The following is a 517-nucleotide window of genomic DNA, read 5'->3' on the forward strand; positions in this document are numbered from 1 at the left end:
GCAGCACTGGGTGGAACAGGACCTGGCCGCGAACGGGCCGATGGGCTGCGTGCTGGTGGACGAGGCGCAGTTCCTGACCCGTGCCCAGGTCTGGCAGCTCAGCGAGGTGGTCGACCAGCTGCGCATTCCGGTGTTGTGCTACGGGCTGCGCACCGACTTCCGCGGCGAACTGTTCGAAGGCAGCCAGTACCTGCTGGCCTGGGCCGACGAGATGCAGGAGATCAAGACGATCTGCCACAGCGGCAAGAAGGCGACGATGACCGTGCGCGTGGACGAGCATGGCCACGCGGTGCAGGACGGCCCGCAGGTGGAAATCGGTGGCAACGACCGCTACGTATCGGTCAGCCGTGCCGAGTTCAAGAAGATCACCCGTGGCGAAGGGCGGATCGAGCCGATGCAGGCGCCCCTGCCGCTGTAAGGGGTGTTCGGCAGGGCTGCGCCCTGCACCTGCAGAGGCAACGGCAACGGCAACAGCAACAGCGAAAGCTGGCATTCCGTGGGATGGCGGGGCACTGTG

Annotated in this window: 1 protein-coding gene; it reads left to right on the top strand. The window is 66.3% G+C overall.

The window, feature by feature from the left end; all coding sequences use genetic code 11:
* On the top strand, positions 1–418 hold a 418-nt coding region (locus tag C9414_RS21115; RefSeq protein ID WP_107164310.1), incomplete at its 5' end, for a thymidine kinase.
* Positions 419–517 lie beyond the last annotated feature (99 nt).

It is taken from the genome of Bacillus sp. Nf3 (genome assembly GCF_003028545.1).
In the GTDB taxonomy this organism is placed as follows: domain Bacteria; phylum Bacillota; class Bacilli; order Bacillales; family Bacillaceae; genus Bacillus; species Bacillus safensis.